The sequence below is a fragment of the Paraburkholderia fungorum genome (genome assembly GCF_046026025.1).
In the GTDB taxonomy this organism is placed as follows: Bacteria; Pseudomonadota; Gammaproteobacteria; order Burkholderiales; family Burkholderiaceae; genus Paraburkholderia; species Paraburkholderia fungorum_E.
Map to the genome: position 1 here is coordinate 257,645 of NZ_JAQQFL010000006.1, position 7,989 is coordinate 265,633.

The 7,989-nt window shown below is 58.5% G+C and carries 6 protein-coding genes; all 6 read left to right on the forward strand.

The window, feature by feature from the left end:
• The 6 genes from urtC to PQR67_RS10040 all read left to right on the forward strand — a co-directional run bounded on the left by urtC (position 1) and on the right by PQR67_RS10040 (position 7,989).
• Positions 1-1,209 carry an urea ABC transporter permease subunit UrtC gene (urtC, locus tag PQR67_RS10015; protein WP_408457726.1) on the forward strand — a complete coding sequence of 403 codons (1,209 nt, stop codon included), beginning with the start codon at positions 1-3 and terminating at the stop codon, positions 1,207-1,209.
• Positions 1,206-2,069 (forward strand): urea ABC transporter ATP-binding protein UrtD, encoded by an 864-nt coding sequence (gene urtD / locus PQR67_RS10020; protein ID WP_408457728.1) that lies wholly within the window; start codon positions 1,206-1,208, stop codon positions 2,067-2,069. The genes urtC and urtD overlap by 4 nt, the downstream gene beginning before the upstream one ends.
• 806 nt (positions 2,070-2,875) lie before the next feature.
• Complete coding sequence (urtE, locus tag PQR67_RS10025) at positions 2,876-3,568, forward strand: urea ABC transporter ATP-binding subunit UrtE (RefSeq protein ID WP_408457746.1); 693 nt, start codon at positions 2,876-2,878, stop codon at positions 3,566-3,568.
• 162 nt (positions 3,569-3,730) lie between these two features.
• The gene (locus PQR67_RS10030; protein WP_408457730.1) at positions 3,731-4,612 is read left to right on the forward strand and encodes an urease accessory protein UreD; all 882 of its coding nucleotides are present in this window, start codon (positions 3,731-3,733) and stop codon (positions 4,610-4,612) included.
• A gap of 643 nt (positions 4,613-5,255) precedes the next feature.
• Entirely contained in the window at positions 5,256-7,721 is a 2,466-nt protein-coding gene (locus tag PQR67_RS10035; RefSeq protein ID WP_408457732.1) for a DUF6531 domain-containing protein, read from the forward strand.
• A 1-nt stretch (position 7,722) separates the two neighbouring features.
• Positions 7,723-7,989, forward strand: a complete 267-nt coding sequence (locus tag PQR67_RS10040; protein ID WP_408457735.1) for a hypothetical protein — start codon at positions 7,723-7,725, stop codon at positions 7,987-7,989.

A 7,989-nucleotide genomic window follows, 5' to 3' on the forward strand; every position in this document is an offset into this window, starting at 1 on the left:
ATGACATCGGCAACCTCATCTGCAACCCCGGGTGCAACTTCATCGGCTCACATCGGCGCAGCGGGTGCCGGCGCTGCTGCCGGACGCGAAGCGCAGTCCGGCTTCGCGCTTGGCTTGCCGCCGCGTCCCGCGCTGCTGTCGCGTCGCGCGTGGCTTGCCCTGCTCGCGCTGATCATTGTGTTCGGTCTCGGCGTGCCGTTCGCCACGCTGGTGGTCCCGGAGACGAGCGCGTTCCATCTGTCCGCGTATGCGATGACGATCACCGGCAAGTTCATGTGCTACGCGATTGCCGCGCTGGCGCTCGACCTCGTGTGGGGTTATTGCGGCATTCTGAGCTTGGGGCATGCGTTGTTCTTTGCCTTGGGCGGCTACGCGATCGGCATGTACCTCATGCGCTCGATCGGCCACGAAGGCAAATACGGCAGCGACCTGCCCGACTTCATGGTGTTTCTCGACTGGCACCAATTGCCGTGGTATTGGCAAGGCACGCAGCATCTCGGCTACGCGCTGCTGCTGGTGGTGCTGGTGCCGGCGGTGGTCGCGTGGGTGTTCGGCTTCTTCACGTTCCGCTCGCGGGTGAAGGGCGTTTATCTATCGATCATCACGCAAGCGATGACGTTTGCCGCCATGCTGCTGTTCTACCGCAACGAAACGGGATTCGGCGGCAATAACGGTTTCACCGATTTCAAGCGTATCGGCGGCTTTCCGATCACGCATCCGGGCACGCGCACTGCCCTTCTGCTGATCACGTTCGCGGTGTTGATCCTGGCCTTTATCGGCGCGCGGGCCATCGTCACGTCGAAGCTCGGCCGCGTGGTCACTGCGGTGCGTGACGGCGAAACGCGTTTGATGTTCCTCGGCTACAGCCCGCTCGCCTACAAGCTGTTCGTGTGGACCGTCTCCGCTATTTTGTGCGGAATTGCCGGCGCGTTGTATGTGCCGCAGGTCGGCATCATCAACCCCGGCGAGATGTCGCCGGGCAACTCGATCGAGATGGCGATCTGGGTGGCGGTGGGCGGACGCGGCACGTTGATCGGACCGATCATCGGCGCATTCGCCGTGAATGGCGCGAAGAGCTTTTTTACGGCGAACTTCCCTGAATACTGGCTGTTCTTTCTTGGTCTGATTTTCGTGCTGGTCCCGCTGTTGTTGCCGAACGGCATCATGGGGCTGATCGACATGGTCACGCGCAAGAGGAACCGCTCATGAACGAAAACCCGATGGTTCCTGATCTTGCCTTGCCTGAAGAACCTGCTGAACGGTCGTTGAGTGGCGTCGCAAGCATGGGGCATGTGGTCGTGCCCGGCGAGATCGACATTTCGCACGGGACGATTCTGTACCTTGAAGACGTGACCGTGAGCTTCGATGGGTTTCGCGCGTTGAATGCGTTGAGCCTCTCGATCGATGCTGGCGAGTTGCGTTGCATCATCGGTCCGAACGGCGCGGGCAAGACAACGATGATGGATGTCATCACCGGGAAGACTGAGCCGGATTCCGGCAAGGTTTTTTTGGGGCAGTCGATCGACTTGACGCGGATGAACGAGCCTTCTATTGCGCGTGCGGGGATTGGGCGGAAGTTTCAGAAGCCGACGGTGTTTGAGCAGCATCCTGTGTGGGAGAACCTTGAGTTGGCCATGAAGGCCGACAAGGGATGGTGGGCTTCTTTGCGCGCGCGACTGGATCGTGAGGCGCAAGCGCGGATTGAAGAGACGTTGGCGTTGATTGGGCTTGAGAGTGAGGCTCGACGGCTTGCTGGGGAGTTGTCGCATGGGCAGAAGCAGCGGCTAGAAATCGGGATGTTGCTGATGCAGCAACCGGCGCTGCTATTGCTTGATGAACCTGCGGCCGGCATGACCGATGACGAGACCATGCAGTTAGCTGAGCTGCTTAATCATTTGCGTGGGACGTGTTCGATGATGGTGGTTGAACATGATATGGAGTTTGTGGCGGCGCTTTCGGGTGAGAAGGGGAAAGTGACGGTGATGGCTGAAGGGCGCGTTCTTGCGCATGGCACTTTGGATGAGGTTAAACGGGATGAGACGGTGATTGAGTCTTATCTCGGGAGGTGAAGTGGGAGGCCATTTTTTTTAGTGGTTTTGGTGCTGGTTTTGGTGCTGGTTTTGGCCTTTCCTTGTTTTGCTAGTGGTCTATTAGCGTTCCCCCTGTGCGGGGGGCACCTACTTTTCTTTGCCTGCCGCAAAGAAAAGTAGGCAAAAGAAAGCGGCTCAACCCGCTAATTCTTAAGCGGGTCCCCTGGCTTGGAGGGGGTAGTGGTGCATCTGGAATCCGTGCGCCCGCACACTCCGCGTGAGTGACAAAGCACTCGTCAGCTCCCACTCCGCACTGCGTGCGTCGCGGACAGGTCTGCCAGGGAAACCGGGGGCTTCGTTTTAGGTTTGTTGGGGCCGTCGGCTTCGCCTCGGCGAGACGCTCGCGCACTCATTGGCGAGCCCCCACCTCGAATGAAATGCCGCAGAGCAGGATCGTAGAACGTAGCGGGAGATTTTATGAATTGCGCGTCGGCGCGCGTAGCGCCGCCGGAAGTATGACTGCTGTGCCACTGACGCGGAGTGTGCGAGAGCACCGATTCCAGATGCACCACTACCGTGGCTGCGCGGGGGACCCGCTTAAGAGTTAGCGGTTTGAGCCGCTTTCTCTTGCCTACTTCTCTTTGCGGCAGGCAAAGAGAAGTAGGTGCCGCCCCGCACAGGGGCAACGCTAATAGACCACTAACAAAACAAGGAAAGGCCAACGCCATAAAAGCACAGACAAAACAGACCACTAACAAAGCAAGGAAAGACCAACACCACAAACACACAAAACAATGCCGCCGCCAAAGGCCGAAAAAAACCACACCTTCAGAGGAAACATCAAAATGCTAGAAGTAGAAAACCTGAACCAGTACTACGGCGGCAGCCACATCCTTAGAGACGTGAAACTCACCGTGCCTGATGGCAAACTCACCGTGCTGCTGGGTCGCAATGGCGTAGGCAAGACAACGCTACTCAGGTGCCTGATGGGCGTCGTCCAGACGAAAAGCGGCTCGATCGCCTGGCGCGGCACACCAATCACCAAGCTGCCGACCTACTCGCGCGTGGAGAAAGGCCTCGCCTACGTACCGCAAGGCCGCGACATCTTCCCCCGACTGACTGTCGAAGAAAATCTACTAGTCGGCGCCGCCAGCAAAAAAGCCCCCAAAAAAATCCCGGACCGAATCTACGAACTCTTCCCGGTCCTGAAGGACATGCGCAGCCGCCGCGGCGGCGACCTCTCCGGCGGTCAGCAACAACAACTCGCGATCGGCCGCGCGCTGATGAGCGATCCGCAATTGCTGATCCTCGATGAACCCACCGAAGGTATCCAGCCCTCGATCATTCAGGACATCGGCCGCACGCTGCGTCAACTGGTCGAAGAAATGGGCATGACGGTGCTGCTGGTCGAACAGTATTACGACTTCGCCAAAGAAATCGCCGATCGGTACTGGGTCATGAGCCGCGGTGAAATCGTCGCGGGCGGCGAAGGCGCGAACATGGATACGGATGGCGTACGTACACTGATCGCCGTCTGACCGGCACCAGCAGCACGAACAGCACCGCGTGCTATTCTCGCCACATCCGGTGGCAACGCGGCTAGTCGTTGCCCAACGCGCGTCGGCACGCTCCACATTAACGCGCCTGTTACCCCAGCCCTGAACGCGCCGACCCGCCCGTCTATTCGCAATTCCATCCGCATGTCGCTTCACGAAAACCACATTGCACTCGCCACCGCTCAACCCACTGCGCACTCGCAATGGCGCGCGCGCCTCGAACTCGGCTTCGTCAAAGAGGGCGAGCGAACCACGCTCAAGCATCGGCTGCATGATGGCCCGTTGCGCGTGCAACGGCCGCTCTATCCGGAAGGTCATGCGATCTGCCACGCAGTGATCGTGCATCCGCCGGGCGGGATCGCGGGCGGTGATCAACTCGATATCGACGTGGAGGTCGGCGACAGCGCCCATGCTGTGATTACAACGCCTGGTGCGACCAAGTGGTACAAGTCCAACGGCCGTGCGGCGCGGCAGAATATCGAGGTGCGCGTGGGCGCACAGGCGAAGCTCGACTGGCTGCCGCAGAACAATATCGTTTTCGATCACGCCAACGCGATGCTGGATTTCTCACTGACGCTCGGCGAAGGGGCTACCGCGATTGGGTGGGACGCGACTCAGCTTGGGCGGCAAGCGGCTGGTGAGCGATGGTCGAAGGGGCACTTGCGAGCCGTATCGCGAATCGTAGGGGCGAATGGCGAGGCGCTGTGGCTCGAACGTGCGAGCCTCAGCGCGGAAGATCCATTGCGCGATGCCGCGCACGGGCTCGCCGGGTTTCCTGCTTATGGGACGCTATGGGCGGTCGGGGCGTCCTGCGACGATGCGCTCGCCGAGACGTTGACTGCCCGGTTGCCGTTCGACGATTCGTTACGGGCAGCGGCTTCTTGTGTCACCAGTGGGGTTTTGCTCGTGCGTGCGGTTTCGCGGTCGATGGAAACGCTGCAGCGCGCTTTGACTCAGTGCTGGCTTCAGCTGAGGCCTGTTGTGCATGGGGTCGAGGCGGTGCCTTTGAGGATATGGGCGACGTAGTCTTGAGGTTTGGTTGCGGGCCTTTCCTTGCTTTGTTAGTGGGCTATGAGCGTCGCTCCTGTGCGCGGCGGGCACTTACGTTCTTTGCGGCAAGCCCCTCGCAGACAAAGAGGATGACAGGCACGAACCACACAAAGCCCCATCAAGAGCAGCACCCACTGCATCAGGCAATCCGGCTTGCCTGCACGATCCAGCAATTGCTTTGGGCTATCGAGCGATATCACGATAGCCCGCGCGCCATGTCAATCCTGCCCGGCTTCGCGCCGCTACAACGTTACGAGTCTGTTGCTCGAGGCTGTTGAGCAAGCCACCTGCAACCTCGCTAACACGTGCGTGCATGCCGAATTAGCCCGCAACGTAACAGGCAATCTCAATGATGAGCTTGCTTGCATGCAGTTGATTGTTGCGGCCGACTGAGTGATCTATTGACCGGTTTATGGATGGCTTCAGCGTCCGATTTGTCCCGGGCAATGTCAGATCCGACAACTGAAACGGCAGGCCTAAGCGCGCGCTCCTGTCGAATTTTCCGAATCGGAAGCCCAGTGCCGGATTTCCGAATTCTCCCATTTACGCCCCAGTTTCCCGCTGTTGGAGTGTCGTGATTATTACGAATTTATAACGACGCTTTACAAGCGGGAGACTCATGAAGCCAAGCAGCTTATTTAATAGCCCGGTGCCGAACGTGGTCCGTTTGCTGGTCGCGTTCGTGCTGCTATTTGCCGCGTTCGGCGCAAAGGCGGCCGAATGCAATGCGGTGTGGGCAGCCACCGGAGCAAAACCCGGCTCACCCACCTGCCGGTGGGATGCTTACGCTGGTGTACCAGGCGGCATGCAGTACTACAACTGTATCAGTTTGCCGCTTATCGACGCGTGGTGCGCCACGCCTACCGCTGAGGACCAGGAACTAAGCTGCCCGGTGGCCGATCCTGTTTATCCAGGAAGCGGCGCCGTCTCTCTGACCTCTACCGACTTCAGGAGCGGCGACGATACGCCGGTGCTGTTCACCCGCAGTTACCGGTCCAGGCCGGCTGTCAAAGACGTGAACGCTATGGGGCCGGTCTGGTTCCATAACTGGCAGCGCAAACTCGATCTGTCAAACGCAAATGCTGGCAGTTCTTCCAAGGTGCTGGCGTATCGTGAAAGCGGCGATCCGCTCACGTTTAACTGGTCAAGTGGCTACTGGAAAACAGCGGACTACAGCGGCTTGGTGCTCTCGCAAAGCGGGAATGACTGGACGTTCACCGACACGACTACCGGTGTGGTTGAGACGTACTCGTCGCAGGGCATTCTGCAAACCGAGAGGAACAGAATCGGGTTCACGAGGACGCTGGCATACGGCGGCAACGGACAGCTTGCAATCATCACCCAGCACGCGAACGGGCACGATGCAAACTCGGATTTAACACTGCGACTTGAGTACGACGATAAGGGTCGTCTCTCAAGGTTGAACGACCCCTTGGGCGGAATGACGCAGTACGCCTATGACGCCAACAGCAATCTTGTGTCTGTTACGTGGCCTGACGGTAACGTGCACCGGTATGTCTATGACGATTCTCGTTTCAAAAACTCGATCACCGGAGAGATTGACGAGACAGGCACGCGCATAGCGACGTGGGCGTACGACGCTCAAGGGCGAGCAAGTTCCGTTACTCATCCTGACGCGTCGAAGAATGTGCAGTTCGCATATGGCGACAAGTCCACTGCGGTTACCACCAGCCGGAACACGACTACGCTGAAGCTTTCCTCGGTCGCCGGAATGTTGCGGCCGACTGGCACCAGTTCACCGTCTGCGACGACCAGTTCCGTTTATGACGCCTCGGGCAACTTGCTAAAGGACGTGACGGCAAGCGGAGGCACCATCGAATACAGTTACGACGCGGCAGGTCGCCCTGTCAAACGGACTGTACGTACCTCCCAAGGCACAGCAGTGTTCTCGGTCAGATATGCCGACGCGACCAGCCTTCGTGCCTCGATGATTGCCATGCCCGGCAAGGTCCAGTCGTTCGTGTATGACGCAAGCGGCAACGTCACCGGCTCAAGCGAATTCAAGACCAGCGATCCGACCGGCGAAGCAGGCTTCGATGCCATAGCGACGGGGCAGGAAAAAACAGTCGGTGCGCACTACGACGGATCAAACCGGATCGACACCCGGCTGGATTTCGCCAACGGCGAAAACATCGCCAGGTGGCAATACCTCTACGACTCGACCGGCAACCTGCGACTGGCTATCGAGCAGAAATCCGGTTGGACGTGGGGTGTCATGCAGCGGGACGCTGCACACCGACCCACTTCCATGGCTGGCGATAACCGTGAAGCGGCAGTCGCCTATAACGCACGTGGTGAGGTAACAAAGTTTCTCTATAACGAGTATCCGACCGCAGCGAATGGAAGCCTCTATCGATTCCTGACGGTCAACTACGGATACGCAGCCGATGGGCAACTCGTGTCCCGAACAGGCACGGTCGCACAGAACAATGGCGGGTCCACGACGGTCGGCTCGCCGAGCCCTATCAGCGACGACGAGATTGATCTGTGGCTTAACAATTACGAGCGCGGTGCGAACCCCGTCGCTCCCCCGGCAAATCGACTGGGATGGGGGCAATCTCTGCTCGGTGCATCTCCTGAGCCGGGGTTGATCCGTATCTGTATTGAGTGCATGTTCCATCCCGCTCTTGGGTACGGATGGGCCATATCCTCGAATAACGAAGACCCGTTCGGAATAATCGGAGTGGCCGGCACGATTCGGGGATGGGTAAAAAGCGGAGGTGCTCCACATTGCAAGGCGACGCAGTTAAGCAACGACGAACTGCTGGCTGCAGCGAACAAGCCCTTTAGAGACGGGCAACCCATGTCTGCGGCTGGGAGAGCGGCCACCAAGCACCCGGAATATTTCGGGTTCCAGTCAGCAGAAGATTTGCGTCAGACATATCGGACCACGAACCAGCTAAACCAATTGGCATCCGACGCGGTAAGAAACGCATTGGATAATGGCGTACGCACAACAGGTATAGGGGGGCGCTACGCAGATGGGTGGGTGACCTATACTCCTCCTACCGGACCTTCGGCATCTTTCTATGCAAACGGCGACTTCATCGGATTCAGGAAATAAATTGGCTACTCTATATTTTGAGTTATTCGCTGACGTCACCGCCGCGCACCCATACATTGCTGTCCATCTCTTTGAAGATGGCGAGTCTTACGACCCCGGCAAGTTCAATCCCTTCATGGAGCTTGCCGTTGAAAAGGACAACAATCTGGTTCTTACCGTCTACAAGACCGACAAGGCTCAGTCCTTGACCGTTGAACAATGGGACGAAATTTCGAGGCGCGCACGCGCCTACCACGCGGAAGTCCTAGCCAGCGGAGAGGACTGGTAA